At 72.8% G+C, this 15,651-nt stretch carries 12 protein-coding genes; 4 read left to right on the forward strand and 8 right to left on the reverse strand.

Annotated features, from left to right (window positions below; genetic code table 11):
* Positions 1–3 precede the first annotated feature (3 nt).
* From CP980_RS07995 to CP980_RS08010, 3 genes are read right to left on the reverse strand one after another with little or no spacing between them, the layout of a single operon-like run.
* The gene (locus CP980_RS07995; RefSeq protein WP_150527847.1) at positions 4–1,035 is read right to left on the reverse strand and encodes an ABC transporter substrate-binding protein; all 1,032 of its coding nucleotides are present in this window, start codon (positions 1,033–1,035) and stop codon (positions 4–6) included.
* 39 nt (positions 1,036–1,074) lie between these two features.
* Positions 1,075–1,638, reverse strand: a complete 564-nt coding sequence (gene ssuE / locus CP980_RS08005; RefSeq protein ID WP_150527848.1) for an NADPH-dependent FMN reductase — start codon at positions 1,636–1,638, stop codon at positions 1,075–1,077.
* Between the two features lie 35 nt (positions 1,639–1,673).
* Complete coding sequence (locus CP980_RS08010) at positions 1,674–2,609, reverse strand: TauD/TfdA dioxygenase family protein (RefSeq protein WP_150527849.1); 936 nt, start codon at positions 2,607–2,609, stop codon at positions 1,674–1,676.
* A 1,003-nt stretch (positions 2,610–3,612) separates the two neighbouring features.
* Between CP980_RS08010 and CP980_RS08015 the strand changes: the two genes are divergently transcribed.
* From CP980_RS08015 to meaB, 3 genes are read left to right on the forward strand one after another with little or no spacing between them, the layout of a single operon-like run.
* On the forward strand, positions 3,613–5,478 hold the full coding sequence (locus tag CP980_RS08015) for a methylmalonyl-CoA mutase family protein (RefSeq protein WP_150527850.1): 1,866 nt from the start codon (positions 3,613–3,615) through the stop codon (positions 5,476–5,478).
* The gene (scpA, locus tag CP980_RS08020; protein ID WP_132759139.1) at positions 5,475–7,661 is read left to right on the forward strand and encodes a methylmalonyl-CoA mutase; all 2,187 of its coding nucleotides are present in this window, start codon (positions 5,475–5,477) and stop codon (positions 7,659–7,661) included. The genes CP980_RS08015 and scpA overlap by 4 nt, the downstream gene beginning before the upstream one ends.
* A 9-nt stretch (positions 7,662–7,670) precedes the next feature.
* A complete protein-coding gene (meaB, locus tag CP980_RS08025; RefSeq protein ID WP_132759140.1) occupies positions 7,671–8,657 on the forward strand; it encodes a methylmalonyl Co-A mutase-associated GTPase MeaB in 987 nt (328 codons plus the stop codon).
* Between the two features lie 44 nt (positions 8,658–8,701).
* Here the strand turns inward: meaB and CP980_RS08030 are convergent, their stop codons facing one another.
* Positions 8,702–9,703, reverse strand: a complete 1,002-nt coding sequence (locus CP980_RS08030; RefSeq protein WP_150527851.1) for an asparaginase — start codon at positions 9,701–9,703, stop codon at positions 8,702–8,704.
* 131 nt (positions 9,704–9,834) lie between these two features.
* Between CP980_RS08030 and CP980_RS08035 the strand changes: the two genes are divergently transcribed.
* Entirely contained in the window at positions 9,835–10,290 is a 456-nt protein-coding gene (locus CP980_RS08035; protein WP_132759142.1) for an Lrp/AsnC family transcriptional regulator, read from the forward strand.
* Positions 10,291–10,371: 81 nt separating this feature from the next.
* Here the strand turns inward: CP980_RS08035 and aroC are convergent, their stop codons facing one another.
* From aroC to CP980_RS08055, 4 genes are all read right to left on the reverse strand, one after another.
* The gene (gene aroC, locus CP980_RS08040) at positions 10,372–11,565 is read right to left on the reverse strand and encodes a chorismate synthase (RefSeq protein ID WP_150527852.1); all 1,194 of its coding nucleotides are present in this window, start codon (positions 11,563–11,565) and stop codon (positions 10,372–10,374) included.
* A gap of 73 nt (positions 11,566–11,638) precedes the next feature.
* Positions 11,639–12,973, reverse strand: coding sequence for an MFS transporter (locus CP980_RS08045; protein ID WP_150527853.1), 1,335 nt, complete (start codon positions 12,971–12,973; stop codon positions 11,639–11,641).
* Positions 12,970–13,842: a glucose-1-phosphate thymidylyltransferase RfbA gene (gene rfbA / locus CP980_RS08050; protein WP_150527854.1), complete on the reverse strand. Its 873-nt coding sequence runs from the start codon at positions 13,840–13,842 to the stop codon at positions 12,970–12,972. The genes CP980_RS08045 and rfbA overlap by 4 nt, the downstream gene beginning before the upstream one ends.
* Positions 13,843–13,954: 112 nt before the next feature.
* Positions 13,955–15,643, reverse strand: coding sequence for a 3-deoxy-7-phosphoheptulonate synthase (locus tag CP980_RS08055; RefSeq protein ID WP_229907196.1), 1,689 nt, complete (start codon positions 15,641–15,643; stop codon positions 13,955–13,957).
* Positions 15,644–15,651: the final 8 nt, after the last annotated feature.

Below are 15,651 nucleotides of genomic sequence, written 5' to 3' on the forward strand. Positions count from 1 at the left end.
TGCTCAGCCCTTCCCCTGGTCGTTGAACTCGTTCGTGTACAGGTCGGTGGCCTTGAGCTGGCCCTTCTTGATCTCGCCGCGCTCACCGAGCCAGTCGATCCACAGCTGGAACTCCTTGTCGGCGATCCGGCCGCCCGTCTCCGCCACCCCGTAGGAGCGCCAGTACTGGAGGGTGGAGGTGTCCTCGTTGCGGCCGCGCTTCTTGACGATCTCGGTCATCCGGGCGATGACCTCCTCGCGCGGGGTGGTCCGGGACCACTCGATCGCCTTGGCGACACCGGTCGTGAAGGTCCGTACGGTGTCGGGGTTCTCCTTGATGAACCGCCGGGTCATCACGTACGACCCGGCGCTGAAGGCGCCCAGCAGCTCGAAGTCCTTGAACAGCGGGCGGATGCCCCCGGCGGCGAGGGCCTTGTCGCGCAGGACCCCGCTGAGCACGCCGACCTCGATCTGCTTCTGGCGCAGCGCCTGTTCGGTGTTGACGGGCGGGACCACGAGGGACTCGACCTTCGCCGCGTCGGCCTTGGACAGGCCGCTGCGTTCCAGGTAGATCTCCAGCAGCGCCTGGGCGTGGGCGCCCAGCGTGTTCATGCCGACCTTCTTGCCGATCAGGTCGCGGGGCGAGCGGATCGGGCTGTCCTCCAGGACGTAGTAGCCGAGGTAGGTGTCCTTGTCGGAGCCGTAGTAGGAGATGATGGACTGGATCTGGGCCTTGCTCGCGGCGAGTTTGACGATCGCGCCGTTGAAGGCCCCGCCGAAGTGGGTCTGGCCGGTGGCGGCGGACTGGATGTCCTGGGGGCCGCTGATGGTGTTGCCGACCCAGTCGAGGGTCAGGCCGCCCAGGTAGCCGAGGTCCGCGGCCAGCTCGGGGAGCAGGACCGTGCCGACGGCCCCCTGGTACTTGAGGGTCGTGACCTGCTTGGCGGATCCGCCGGTGGCGGTGGCCGTGCCGCAGCTCACCGCGGCCGCCGAGATGCCGAGCAGGGTGAGGAACTGGCGTCGGGTGGTGGAGGTGGAGGCGAGGGCTGCGGGCATGGAGGTGGTCCTTGTTCGGGATCGGTGGTTTCGGGGCCGCTACGGGGCGGTGGTGGCGAGGGGGGCCGCGGAGGTCTGGGCGTTCAGCGCGTCGGCGAACTCGTCGACGGCCTGGAAGAGGTCCAGCTCCGCCTCGGGCCGCAGCCGGCCGGGGCCGGCGCCGCGTTCCACGGAGGAGTCCAGGACGAACCGGCCGGCGGTGACGTGCCGGGCTCCGAGGGCGGCGAGGACGGGGCGCAGGGCGTAGTCGAGGGTCAGGACGTGGGCGAGGCTGCCGCCGGTGGCGATCGGCAGGACCGTCTTCCCGGCCAGCCCGTCCTGCGGGAGCAGATCGAGGAAGGCCTTGAGCAGGCCGGTGTAGGCGGCCTTGTAGACGGGGGTCGCGACGATGATCCCGTCGGCCTGCGCCACGGCTTCGAGGGCCCGGCGGATCTCCGGCTCGCCGCGGCGGGCGGAGAGGAGGTCGGCGGCGGGGAGCTCCCGTACGGCGAGGTGGGCGGTGTCGAACCCGGCGTGGGTCAGTCGGCGCAGCACGTGGTCGGCGACGACGGCGGTACGGGAGTGCGGGGAGGGGCTGCCGGTGAGGGCGAGCAGGGTGGGCACGGTGCCTCCTTGAGGTGTCGTACGGGCGGAGCGGGTCAGGCGGTGGCGGACGCGCCCGACGGGATGCCGAAGGACGGGTCGGGAACGGTCTCGGGGCTGATCAGGCGGGACGGCAACCCGTCCGGGCCGACGGGGACGTCGCCGTCGACCGTCACGCGGCGCAGGGTGCGCTCGTGGTCGTCGGAGTCGTCGACGCCGTAGTGCTGGGTGGCGCGGTTGTCCCAGATCGCGACGTCACCGGCCCGCCACTGCCAGCGGACGGTGTTCTCGGGGCGCTCGATGTGCGACTGGAAGAGGTCGACCAGCGCGCGGGAGTCCTGACCGGTCAGGCCCTCGATCCGCTGGACGAAGTTGCCGAGGAGCAGGGTGCGTTCGCCGGTCTCGGGGTGGACGCGGACGACGGGGTGCTCGGTGCGGAACTTCGTGGACGTGAACACCTCGCGGTACTGGACGAGGGCCTCGGGGAGCGCGTCGGGCTTGAGGGCGGCGTAGTCGTACTCGTTGGTGTGGACGGCGCGCAGGCCGTCGGCGAGGACCCGGAGCGGCTCGGGGAGGTGGGCGTACGCGGTGGCGGTGTTGGCCCAGAGGGTGTTGCCGCCGTACGGGGGGATGGTGACGGCGCGGAGGATGGAGAAGGCGGGGTAGGCGGGGACGAAGGTGACGTCGGTGTGCCACTGGTTGGCGCGGGCGCCGTGGTGGGAGTCGATGCCGAGGGCGTAACGGCCGTCGGCGGAGGGCACGGTGGGGTGGGCGACGGGCGTGCCGAGCAGCTGGGCGAAGGCCTCGTGGCCGGCCTCGTCGAGGTGGTCCTGGTCGCGGAAGAAGACGACCTTGTGGGCGAGCAGGGCGGCCCGGATCTCGGTGACGACCTCCGCCGGAAGCTCACCCCCGAGCTGGACGCCTGCGATCTCGGCGCCGATCCGGCCACCGATCCGGGTGACGGTGATCTGGGTGCGGGTGGCGGTGCTCATGGGGACTCCTTCGGTTCGGTTTCGACAGCGGACGGCCGCAAGGCGGCGGCCGGGCGCGGAGCGGTACGGGTCCGGCCTGCGGGCATGGCTCGCCGACGGTCCACGGGACAGGGGGGTGCGGACATGTGGCCGCGAGACGGCCGTCGATCGGGTCGACCCGGGGCCGGGTCGTCGGCCTTCGGTCAGGCGGCCGGAGGCTGGTTGGCCGGAGGCCGAGCGGGGTTCGGGCCGGTTGGCCAGGCCGAACCGGCTGAAGGCCGGAAGGCGAACGGCAGGGGCCTGACCGGCCGACGGCGGACCAGCCGACCGGGAGCCCGGCCATCCCGGGTCGGGATGGGACCGAAAGCCGGTCCGGCGGGAGGCCGAACGGTCACCGGGCGGGACCCGGGGCGGCGCTCAGGCGCGGCGCAGGGCCTGACAGCGGCCCGGACACGCACCCGGCGCGGTACAGGAGCCGGGGGTGTGGAACCGCGGGGCGAGGAGCTCGAACGCGGACATGGCTCGGAGCCTGGCAGCGACTCCGAGACGGGTCAAGCCCCGCCCGACACGCCGAAACAAACCCTGCCCGGATCCCCCGCCCACCTAGGGGGACCACCCCTGACCTGGCACTTCGACCATGCCACCAGAGGCCACCCACCACCCTCGGGCGGCCGAAAACCGTGGCCGGATTTCACGCCCCCGCAACGCGACCGCCACGCACCCACCGGACTGCACCCTCGGGGCCGAAGCCGCCCGCCGGGGTCGGGGGTGGGGTGGGGTGTCGGCCGGAGTGTCAAACGTGATGTGTTGGCGCCCCGTCCGGAGTACTTCGCCGACACGGAAAAGGCGCCATGAATCATGCCCCACTCCGGACGACACCCCACCCCGCCCCCGGCACCGGCCCCCGCCCCCCGCGCCGCTGCTCGGGACGCTCTTTCGTGACCCGACCCCTCTCACATGAGAGGGGGAGATCACATGCGGTGGTTATAGTCGTTCGCGAGCCCACCCCCCTAGCATTCGAGCCATGACGGTCCTGCCTGATGACGGGCTCTCCTTGGCCGCCGAGTTCCCTGACGCGACGCATGAGCAGTGGCAGCGCCTGGTAGAGGGCGTTCTACGCAAGTCCGGCAAGGACGTATCCGGCGAAGCCGCAGAAGACGCGTTGTCCACGAAGCTTGAGGACGGGCTCACCACCCGCCCGCTGTACACCGCGCCCGAAACGGCCGAAGAGACCGGGTTCCCCGGTTTCGCGCCGTTCATACGGGGTGGCAGCCCCGCCGGCGGTGCCGCCGACGGCTGGGACGTACGTCAGCGGTATGTCGGAAACGACCCCGTACGGGTGAACGAGGCCGTTCTCACCGACCTGGAGAACGGGGTCACCTCCCTCTGGCTGTCCGTGGGCGACTCCTGCGGCGGCCTCCCCGTCGACGCGCTCCCCCGCGCCCTCGACGGCGTCTACCTCGACCTGGCGCCCGTCTGCCTCGACGCCGGAGCCGAATACGCCGACGCCGCCCGCGCCTTGCTGCGCCTGTACGCCGAGCGGCAGGTGGCCCCCGCGGCCGCCCGCGCGAGCTTCGGCGCCGACCCCCTCGGCCATGAGGCCCGTACGGGTGAGGTCCTGGAGCTCGCCGGCGCCGTCGGCCTCGCCCGGGAGGCCGCCGCGCACTGGCCGGGCATCCGCGCCCTCACCGTCGACGCGCTGCCGTACCACGAGGCGGGCGGCTCGGCCGCCGAGGAACTCGGCCTGTCCCTGGCGACCGGGGTGGCCTACCTCCGCGCCCTGACGCAGGACGGCGCCCCCACGGGCGAGGCACTGGGCCAGCTGGAGTTCCGCTACGCCGCGACCGCCGACCAGTTCCTCACCATCGCGAAGTTCCGCGCCGCGCGCCGCCTGTGGGCCCGGATCGCGGAGGCCTGCGGGGCCCCCGAGGCCGGCGCCCAGCGCCAGCACGCCGTCACCTCGCCGGTGATGATGACCCGTCGCGACCCGTGGGTGAACATGCTGCGCACCACCGTCGCCTGCATGGCGGCGGGCGTCGGCGGCGCCGACTCGGTCACCGTGCTCCCCTTCGACCACGAACTCGGCCTGCCGGACGCCTTCGCGCGCCGCATCGCCCGCAACACCTCCACCATCCTGCTGGAGGAGTCGCACCTGGCCCGCGTCATCGACCCGGCCGGCGGCTCGTACTACGTGGAGCGGCTGACCGACGAACTGGCGCACGCCGCCTGGGAGTTCTTCCAGACGATCGAGAAGGCCGGCGGCCTGGCCGCCGCCCTGCGCTCCGGACTGGTCGCCGAGCGGCTCGCCGCCACCTGGGCCGAGCGCTCCAAGAAGCTCGCCAAGCGCCGTGAACCCATCACGGGCGTCAGCGAGTTCCCGCTGCTCTCCGAGAAGCCCCTCGACCGCGAGCCCGCCCCGGCGGGCCCCACCGGCGGGCTGCCCCGCGTACGGCGCGACGAGGCGTACGAGGCGCTGCGCGCCCGCAGCGACGCGCACCTGGCCGCGACGGGCCACCGGCCGCGGATCTTCCTCGCCGCGCTGGGACCCGCGGCGGCGCACACCGCGCGCGCCACCTTCGCCGCGAACCTGTTCCAGGCGGGCGGCGTCGAACCGGTCCACGACCCGGTGTCGGTGGACCCGGCCACGGCCGCCGAGGCCTATGCCGCGAGCGGCGCGGACGGCATGGCCGTGCTGTGCTCCAGCGATCCGCTGTACGAGGAGCAGGCCGGGGCGGTGGCCGCGGCCCTGCGCGCGGCCGGCGCGACGACCGTGTTCCTCGCGGGCAAGCCGGGTACCGCGGCCGGCGCCGTGGACGAGTACGTCTTCGCGGGCTGCGACGCGGTCGCCGTACTGTCCTCCGTACTCGACCGGATGGGAGTCTCCCTGTGAGCATCCCCGATTTCTCCGAACTCGCGCTGAACGGCGCGGGCACCGCGGCCGGGTCCGAGGACCAGTGGCGCGCGGCGGTGAAGGAGTCCACCGGGACCGCCGCCGGCGACCTGCTGTGGGAGACCCCCGAGGGCATCGGCGTGAAGCCGCTGTACACGGGCCGGGACCTGGAGGGCCTGGACTTCCTGCGGACCTACCCGGGCATGGCCCCGTACCTGCGCGGCCCGTACCCGACGATGTACGTCAACCAGCCGTGGACGATCCGCCAGTACGCGGGCTTCTCGACGGCCGAGGAGTCGAACGCCTTCTACCGGCGCAACCTCGCGGCCGGCCAGAAGGGCCTGTCGATCGCCTTCGACCTGCCCACGCACCGCGGCTACGACAGCGACCACCCGCGCGTCACGGGTGACGTCGGCATGGCGGGCGTGGCGATCGACTCGATCTACGACATGCGGCAGCTCTTCGACGGCATCCCGCTGGACAAGATGACGGTGTCGATGACGATGAACGGCGCGGTGCTGCCGGTCCTCGCCCTCTACATCGTGGCGGCGGAGGAGCAGGGCGTCTCCCCCGACAAGCTCGCCGGGACCATCCAGAACGACATCCTCAAAGAGTTCATGGTCCGCAACACCTACATCTATCCGCCCAAGCCGTCGATGCGGATCATCTCGGACATCTTCGCGTTCACCTCGCAGAAGATGCCGCGGTACAACTCGATCTCGATCTCCGGGTACCACATCCAGGAGGCCGGGGCCACGGCCGACCTGGAGCTCGCGTACACCCTCGCGGACGGCGTGGAGTACCTGAGGGCCGGTCAGGGCGCCGGGCTGGACGTGGACGCGTTCGCACCGCGCCTGTCGTTCTTCTGGGCGATCGGCATGAACTTCTTCATGGAGGTGGCGAAGCTGCGCGCCGCCCGCCTGCTGTGGGCGCGGCTCGTCAAGCAGTTCGACCCGAAGAACGCCAAGTCGCTCTCGCTGCGCACGCATTCGCAGACCTCGGGCTGGTCGCTGACCGCTCAGGACGTCTTCAACAACGTGACGCGTACGTGCATCGAGGCGATGGCGGCGACCCAGGGGCACACCCAGTCGCTGCACACCAACGCGCTCGACGAGGCGCTCGCGCTGCCGACGGACTTCTCGGCGCGCATCGCCCGCAACACCCAGCTCCTGCTCCAGCAGGAGTCGGGGACCTGCCGGTCGATCGACCCGTGGGGCGGCAGCGCGTACGTCGAGAAGCTGACGTACGACCTGGCGCGCCGGGCCTGGCAGCACATCCAGGAGGTCGAGGCGGCCGGCGGCATGGCGCAGGCCATCGACGCGGGCATCCCGAAGCTGCGCGTGGAGGAGGCCGCGGCGCGGACGCAGGCGCGCATCGACTCGGGCCGCCAGCCGGTGATCGGCGTGAACAAGTACCGGGTGGAGAACGACGAGCAGATCGACGTGCTCAAGGTCGACAACTCCTCGGTGCGCACGCAGCAGATCGAGAAGCTGCGCCGGCTGCGCGAGGAGCGCGACGAGGCGGTGACGCAGGACAAGCTGCGCGCGCTGACGAACGCGGCCGACCGCGCGGACGGGAACCTGCTCGCGCTGGCGGTGGACGCGGCGCGCGCGAAGGCGACCGTGGGTGAGATCTCGGACGCGCTGGAGAAGGTGTACGGGCGGCACGCGAGCCAGATCCGTACGATCTCGGGTGTGTACCGGACCGAGGCGGGAGAGTCCCCGAACGTGGAGCGCACGCGCGCACTGGTCGACCGCTTCGAGGAGGCGGAGGGCCGCCGCCCGCGGGTCCTGGTCGCCAAGATGGGCCAGGACGGGCACGACCGCGGCCAGAAGGTGATCGCGACCGCCTTCGCCGACCTGGGCTTCGACGTGGACGTCGGCCCGCTGTTCCAGACCCCGGCGGAGGTGGCCCGCCAGGCCGTCGAGGCGGACGTCCACGTGGTGGGCGTGTCGTCGCTGGCGGCCGGCCACCTGACCCTCGTACCGGCGCTGCGCGAGCAGCTGGCGGAGGAGGGGCGCGAGGACATCATGATCGTGGTGGGCGGGGTGATCCCGCCGGCCGACGTGCCGACGCTGCTGGAGATGGGCGCGGCGGCGGTGTTCCCGCCCGGCACGGTGATCCCGGACGCGGCCCACGACCTGGTGACGCGGTTGGCCGCGGATCTGGGCCACGAGCTGTAGGCGCGGCCGATGGCTCCGAAGATCGAGATCGAGGCCTACGCCAAGGGGGTCCTCGGCGGGAAGCGCGCGTTCATCGCGCGCGCCATCACCCTCGTCGAGTCCACCCTGCCCGCCCACCGCGCGCTGGCGCAGCAACTGCTGACGGAGCTGCTCCCGCACACGGGACGGGCGCGCAGGATCGGGATCAGCGGGGTGCCGGGGGTCGGCAAGTCCACGTTCATCGACGCGTTCGGCACGATGCTGACGGGGCTGGGCCACCGGGTGGCGGTCCTCGCGGTGGACCCCTCCTCCACGCGCACGGGCGGCTCCATCCTGGGCGACAAGACGAGGATGGAGCGGCTGTCGGTGGACCCGGCGGCGTTCGTCCGCCCCTCCCCCTCGGCGGGCACGCTGGGCGGGGTGGCGAAGGCGACGCGCGAATCCATGATCGTCATGGAGGCGGCGGGCTACGACGTGGTCCTCGTCGAGACGGTGGGCGTGGGCCAGTCGGAGACGACGGTCGCCGGCATGGTGGACTCCTTCCTCCTGCTCTCCCTGGCCCGTACGGGCGATCAGCTGCAGGGCATCAAGAAGGGTGTCCTGGAGCTGGCGGACGTCCTCGCGGTGAACAAGGCGGACGGCCCGCACGAGCGCGACGCGAAGGCGGCGGCGCGGGAGCTGTCGGGCGCCCTGCGCCTGATGCACCCGGCGGACGCGGCCTGGACCCCGCCGGTCCTCACGTGCAGCGCGCGGGAGTCGGCGGGCCTGGACGAGGTCTGGAACCGCCTGGAGCAGCACCGCCGCCTGCTGGACGCGGGAGGCCGCCTGGCGGCCAAGCGGGCGCAGCAGCAGGTGGAGTGGACCTGGTCGATGGTGCGCGACGAGCTCCTGGACCGGCTGCGCGGCAATCCGGCGGTCCGCGAGCTGTCCCCCGCCCTGGAGGCGGCGATCCGCGCGGGCACGCTCACCCCCACCTCGGCGGCGGACCGCATCCTGGCGGCGTTCGGGCAGGGCTGACCCCGGGCGCGGGGGCGGCGGCGCCGCCCCCGCGGACACCGGCCTCAGGCGGTGACGAGCGCCGGCTCCGCCGAGGAGACGCTGCGCTGGAGGATGCGGACGCGGTCCGCCTCGTCCTCGGAGGCCAGCAGCGCCGACAGTACGGCGATCCGTGCCTGCGGGGCGCGCAGGGTGCCCGTCGGGACGGCGCCCGCGGCCACCAGGTCCACGGCTCCGCCGTGGGTGTAGATCTCGGTCACCGGCCCGGCGGCGACCCGCGTGGTCAGCGCGACCAGCACGCCCCGCGCGATGGCGTCCCGTACCGCCTCCACGATCTCGGGAGTCGCGTTCCCGGCCCCCGTACCGACCAGGACCAGCCCCCGCGCACCCGCCGCGAGCGCGGCGTTCAGCAGCACCGGGTCCCCGTCCGCGTGGTGCATCACGACGTCCACCCGCGGCGGCACCTCCGGCATCGCCGGCAGCGGCAGCGGCTCCGGGCGCTGCGGGCTCCGCAGCATCGTGACCTTGCCGAAGCCGATCTTGCCGAGCAGTTCCTTCGAGGGGTCGGCGAACGCGTCCAGCGCCACCGCCTGCGTCTTCACCGTGCCGCGGGCCGCGTGCACCCGCCCGCCGAAGGCGATCAGCACGCCGAGCCCCCGCGTGCTCGCGGCCGTGAGCAGCGCGTCGTAGAGGTTGCCGGGGCCGTCCCCGTCGGCGGTGCCCATGGGCCGCTGCGCGCCGGTGAAGACCACGGTGCGCGGGTCGTGGTGGTGCAGGTCGACGAGGAACGCCGACTCCTCCAGGGTGTCGGTTCCGTGCGTGACGACGATGCCGTCCACGCCCGGGTCGGCGAGCACCTCGTGCACGGTGCGCAGCAGGGTGAGCTGGTGGGCGGTGGTCAGCCGGGGGCTGTTCACGCTGAACAGGTCCACCACCTCGACGGTGATGTCCTCGGGCAGCGGCGCGGTGGCCATGACCTCACGCCCGTCGGCGTCGGCGGCGAAGCCGGAACCCTGCCAGCGGCTGGCTATCGTGCCGCCGGTGCTGATGACGACGATCCGTCCCATGGCCACCCTTCCTCACGTACGGGCGATACCTCGTACAGATGTGCTGAGCTGGCAATGATAGTGAGATCTATGCGCAACGCGATTGCCAGTTTCGCCCCCTCCGTTCATAAACGCTGGGTGATAATTGCTCCATGGACGCCATTGACCGCGATATCTTGCGTGAGCTCCAGGCCGACGGCCGCCTCAGCAACCAGGAACTGGCCCAGCGTGTCGGCTTGACCCCCTCTCCCTGCATGCGCCGCGTACGCCAGCTCGAACAGGACGGGGTGATCCAGGGCTACCGCGCGGTGATCGCCCCCGAGGCGGTCGACCGCGGCTTCGAGGTGCTGGTCTCCGTAGAGGTACGCCGGGACCGCGCCGCGGTCGAGGCCTTCGAGGCCGCCCTCCAGGACATCCCCGACGTCATCGAGGCCTACCGCCTCTTCGGCAGCCCCGGCTGCCTGCTGCGCATCGCCGTCGCGGACCTGCGCGCGTACGAACGCCTCTGGATCGAGAAGCTGACGTCCCTCACCGGCATCACCGAGGTCAACTCCCAGATCATCATGAAGCGCATCAAGGAACCGACGGGCCTGCCGGTCGAGCGCTGAGCCCGAACACGGCGGCGGCCCCCCGCCGGAGCCGCTGTCCGCCACCCCACTGCACCTCGCCCGCCGGCCGGCGTTCCGGTCTCAGCGGGTCCGGATGCGGAGACCGTCGAGGTAGGAGCGGACGTTGCGGCGGGTCTCGGGGAGCGAGTCGCCGCCGAACTTCTCCACCACGGCGTCGGCCAGGACCAGGGCGACCATGGCCTCGGCGACGATACCGGCCGCCGGGACGGCGCAGACGTCCGAGCGCTGGTGGTGCGCCGTGGCGGCCTCGCCCGTGGCGACGTCGACGGTGGCCAGGGCGCGCGGGACCGTGGCGATCGGCTTCATCGCGGCGCGGACGCGCAGCGGTTGCCCCGTCGTCAGCCCGCCTTCCGTGCCGCCCGCACGGGCTGTCGTGCGCGCGATGCCCTCCGGTGTCGGGATCATCTGGTCATGGGCCCTTGAGCCCGGCACGCGGGCCAGCGCGAAGCCGTCGCCCACCTCGACGCCCTTGATCGCCTGAATGCCCATCAGGGCACCGGCCAGGCGGGCGTCCAGACGGCGGTCCCAGTGGACGTGCGAGCCGAGGCCGACCGGAACCCCGTACGCGAGGACCTCGACCACGCCGCCCAGGGTGTCGCCGTCCCTGTGCGCCCGGTCGATCTCCGCGACCATCGCCCTCGACGCCGCCGCGTCCAGGCAGCGCACCGGGTCCGCGTCCAGCGCCGGCACATCGGCCGGGGTGGGGTACGCACCGTTCGGGGCCCGGACCGAGGCCAGTCCCACCACGTGCGACACGATCGCGATTCCCGCGGCCTCCCGCAGGAAGGAGCGGGCGACCGCACCGAGCGCGACGCGGGCCGCCGTCTCCCGGGCGCTGGCGCGCTCCAGGATCGGGCGGGCCTCGTCGAAGCCGTACTTCTGCATGCCGGCCAGGTCGGCGTGGCCCGGGCGGGGACGGGTCAGAGGGGCGTTGCGGCCCGTGCCCGCCGTGAGGGAGGCACCGTCCACCGGGTCGGGCGACATGGCCTGCTGCCATTTCGGCCACTCCGTGTTGCCGACCATGACCGCCACCGGTGAACCGAGGGACAGGCCGTGGCGGACGCCCCCCAGGATCGTGACCTCGTCCCGCTCGAATACCATCCGGGCGCCGCGGCCGTGCCCGAGCCTGCGCCGGGCGAGGTCGGCGGCCACCAGGGCGGTGGTCACCGGGACGCCGGCGGGCAGGCCCTCCAGTGCGGCCACCAGTGCCGGGCCGTGCGACTCACCCGCGGTCAGCCAGCGCAGCCTGCTCACCGTGCCTCCCGGAGCGGGGCGGGCCACGGGTCCGCGACGCCGCCGCGCCCGTCGTACGCGCTGGCGATGCGCCCTAGCTGTCCGAGGGGCATGGGGTCCTCCCTGCGAGGTGGATCGCCAGCGCGCCGGTCAGGCCGGCCGCGGCGAAGATGACGAAGGCCCACCGCTGTGCCCCGTGGGCGACGACGGCCCCGCCGAGAGCGGGGCCCATGACCGCGCCGAGACGGCCGACTCCGGTGGCCCAGCCCAGGCCGGCGGAGACCTGCCCGGCCGGGTAGAGGGCGGGGACGGTGGCGTACACCATGACCTGGGCGCTGAACAGCCAGATGCCGGTCACCGCGACGATCACGTACGTGACGGGGAGCGGCAGCCGCAGGCTGAGCAGCAGTGCGCCGACCGCGGTCAGCAGGAACCAGACCGCAGAGACACGGGCGACTCCGAACCGGGTGGCGACGGTGCCCGCGATCAGCATGCCGACGATCCCGCCCGCGTTGATGACGAGGAGGAAGGCGACCGAGGACGTGGGGCCGTATCCGGCGGCCCGCATGAGCTGGGGCAGCCAGGTGCTCACGCCGTAGACGAGCAGCAGCCCGCAGAAGGACGCGGCCCACAGCAGCGGGGTGGCCCGGCGGCCGGGGCCGCGGAACAGCGCCAGGGCGGCGTGCCACCGGGCCCGGACCCCGACCGCCTGCGGCGCCGCCGTGGCGTGCCGGAGCCGCAGACCGTACAGGTCCGCCAGTTGCCGGGCCCGGTCCGTGCGCCCCTTGGCGAGCAGTACGGCCGGCGACTCGGGCAGCAGCCACAGCAGCAGCGGTACGGCCACCAGCGCGGGCACGGCTCCGGCCCAGAAGACCGCGCGCCATCCGCTGCCGGCCGCCAGGGTGAGGCCCAGGCCGGTCGCGAGCATGCCCCCCACGTGGTAGGAGGTCATCAGCACGCCCGCGGTCAGGGCGGCGCGGGCGCCCGGCGCGAACTCCATCACCATGCTCAGGCAGACGGGCATGACCCCGCCGAGGCCGAGGCCGGTGACGAACCGCCCCAGTCCGAAGGACTCGGCCCCCGGGGCGGCGGCGCACAGCACCGAGCCGGCCGAGAACAGCAGGGTGCCGCCGACGATCACCGGCCGACGGCCGGTCCAGTCGGTGAGGTTACCCGCGGCGAGGGCCCCTATCAGCATGCCGAAGGTGGTCCAGCTGCCGACGGTCCCCGCCGTGGCGGGGTCCAGGCCCAGTCCGGGGTCGGCGAGCATCCGGGGCATCACCGCGCCGTAGACGTTGACGTCCATGCCGTCGAAGAGGACGACCAGCCAGCACAGGAGGAGCACGGTGAGGGGGCGACGGCGCCGGGCCGGCGGGCGGCCCGCCGTGGCGGTGGCCGCCCGCCCCCTCACGGCGGGGGCGATGCTCATGCGGCGCCGGCCAGTTCCAGTACGTACCGGCCGTAGCTGGTGGAGGGGGACAGCTCCCCGCCCAGGGCGGCAAGCTGCTCGGCGTCGATGTAGCCCATGCGGTAGGCGACTTCCTCGACGCAGGAGATGCGGATGCCCTGGCGCTTCTCCAGCACCTGGACGAACGTCGCGGCCTCCAGGAGGCTGTCGTGGGTACCGGTGTCGAACCAGGCGGAGCCCCGTCCGAGGTTGACCAGGCGGGCCCGGCCCTGCTCCACGTAGCGGAGGTTGAGGTCGGTGATCTCCAGTTCCTGGCGGGCCGAGGGCGCAAGCCCGGCGGCGAGGTCCAGAGCGTCGTTGTCGTACAGGTAGAGGCCGGTCACGGCGAGGTTCGAGCGGGGGGCGGTGGGCTTCTCCTCCAGGGTGAGGATGGTGCCGTCCTCGTCGACGGTGGCCACCCCGTAGCGCTCGGGATCGCTGACGGGGTAACCGAAGAGGGTGCAGCCGTCGAGGCGGGCGGCCTCGGCGCGGAGCATGTCGGGCAGACCGTGCCCGTAGAAGATGTTGTCCCCGAGGATCAGGCAGACCTGTTCGTCACCGACGAACTCGCGGCCGATCAGGAGGGCTTCGGCCAGGCCCTTGGGCTGGTCCTGCACCGCGTACTCGAGGCGGATGCCGAGCCGGCCGCCGTCGCCGAGGAGGGAGCGGTAGGCGCCGAGGTGCTCGGGGGTGGAGATGATCAGGATCTCCCGGATCCCGGTCTGCATCAGCACCGAGAGGGGGTAGTAGATCATCGGCTTGTCGTAGACCGGGAGCAGCTGCTTGGAATGGACGCTGGTCAGCGGGCGGAGCCGGGTGCCGGAGCCTCCGGCGAGGATGATTCCGCGCATGGGCGGGCGCCTTTCTGGGTCGGGGCGGATGCCGGGGTGGGGCGGGGGACGGGCGCGCTGCACACCGTCAGGTGTCGGTCGGCCCGTCCCCCGCACCGCGCCCGGCGGCCGGTCAGGCGGTCAGGCTGAGGGCCGGAGTGGTGGTGACGAGCAGGGTCGCGATCAGGTCGGCCAGGTGGAGGGACTGGGACGGGTTGAGGCGGGGGTCGCACGAGGTGTGGTAGCGGCGCCCGAGCCAGGTGTCGTCGATGTCCACGTCCACGCACTCGGTGACGTCGTCCCCGGACAGCTCCAGGTGGACGCCGCCGGGAGGAGTGCCGGTCTCGCGGCAGGCGGTGAAGAAGCCGCGCAGTTCCTCCTCGATCGCCCGCATGGTGCGGGTCTTGATCCCGCCCGGGCTGGTGACCCCGTTGCCGTGCATGGGGTCACTGACGAAGCGGTCGGCAAGGCCCACGGTGGACGCCGCGGTGAGCAGTTCGCGGGCGCGCTCGTAGGCCAGTGCCCGGCCCATCCGCAGGACGAAGGTGAGCCGGCCGGGAACGTTGTCCGGGTTGAGGACCGCGTGGAGGGCGAGGAGTTCGTCAGGAGTGCAGCCGGGGCCGATCTTGACGGCGATCGGGTTGGCGATGCCGGAGGCGAACCCGATGTGCGGGCCGCTGAGCGACCGGGTGCGCTCCCCGATCCACAGCATGTGACCGGAGTGGGCCCAGCGGGCACCGTCGACGGGTGAGGTGCGGACCTGGGGGAGTTCGTAGTCGAGGAGCAGGGCCTCGTGGGAGGTGTAGATCCCCGAACCGGCCAGGAAGGAGAGGGTCTTGGCCGACTCGCGGTAGGCGCGCAGCAGGTTCTTCGGGTCGGGGACGCGACCGGCCTCCGTGAAGGCGGCGGCGTTGACGGCGTCGCCGAGGTAGGAGGGGAGCGAGGTGCCGCCGCGCCGTTCGACGGATGACGAGCGCGGCTTGGCGTACTGGCCGGCGATGCGCCCGACGGTGACGACCCGGGCCCCGGAGCCCCCGGCGATCCGCTCGGCCATGGCGCGCAGCACGTCGACACGGTTGCGCACGGAGCGGGGGGTGTTGTCGGCGAAGGTTTCGGCGCAGTCGCCGCCCTGGAGGAGGAAGGACGGGCCGGCCAGTTCCGTGCGCAGGGCACGGGCCTCCGGCATCGGAACGAGCGGATCGGCGTGGGCGAGGACCCGGCGGACGTGGGCCGTCTCCCGGAGATCGGGCCAGCGGGGCTGGTGGTCGGGCAGCCCGGCGGACGGCCCCGTCCCGGCCTCGGTCGTGGTGGTCACGAAGCGGGGGTTGAAGACCTCGTGCACGAGGACCGTGACGTGGTTGGAGAAGGCGATTTCGTAGACGCGGCCGGGCGAGCCGACCGGGAGCAGGCCGAAGCGTTCGACGGTGAGGCCGGTGGCGAGGATCCGGCGGCGTTCGTACAGGCCCAGGCTGCGTGTGTGCAGGCCGAAGGGGGTGTCGCCCCCGGGTATCACGTGGGCCGCGTCGGCCCGGCGGAAGGTGATCAGGTTCTCGCTGACCACGGCGCCCGTGCGGTCGCGCAGGCGGGAGCGGCGGATCCGCAGGTCCGGGTGGGGTCCGGGCCCGAACACGTCGGTGAGGTGACCGGAGGCCCGCAGGGTGGCGGGGTCGGGGCCGGGCAGTACCTCGGCGGACAGCGGGGAGTCCATGAGTGACTGCAGCAGCACGGTCGTGGAGCCTTCGTTGCGCAGCATCATGCGGGTCGCCGACGGCAGCGCGGGCGGCTCGGAGAATTCGGGATACGCGGACAGATACGCGGACAATCGAAACA

Origin of the sequence: Streptomyces vinaceus (assembly GCF_008704935.1) — a bacterium.
Taxonomy (GTDB): Bacteria; Actinomycetota; Actinomycetes; order Streptomycetales; family Streptomycetaceae; genus Streptomyces; species Streptomyces vinaceus.